Origin of the sequence: Flavivirga aquimarina (assembly GCF_030540835.1) — a bacterium.
GTDB lineage: Bacteria > Bacteroidota > Bacteroidia > Flavobacteriales > Flavobacteriaceae > Flavivirga > Flavivirga aquimarina.
The window spans coordinates 1-214 of record NZ_JAUOEK010000132.1 but is presented as its reverse complement, the minus strand read 5'-3'; the positions used below and the strand labels follow the sequence as shown (position 1 = coordinate 214).

Here is a 214-nt window from a genome sequence, read left to right as displayed (position 1 = left end):
CAGAAACTGTCTTTGAAGACGTTTTTACTAGAGTACTTGCTATGTGTGTAGAAAAGGGAATGGTCAGCGGTCACACCCAGGCCATAGACTCTGCACCAGTAAAAGCCAATGCTTCGATGGACACTTTAGAGCTTAAAGTTTCAAAAGAAGATCTAGAAGCTCATTTGCATCAAATCCGTCATATCAGTGCTATGGATAAAGAACCGGCAGGGAT

1 pseudogene is annotated in these 214 nt (G+C 42.5%); it reads left to right on the top strand.

Annotated elements, in window-relative coordinates:
* A pseudogene (locus tag Q4Q35_RS22520) lies at nucleotides 1–214 on the top strand (IS1182 family transposase); the annotation flags it as partial.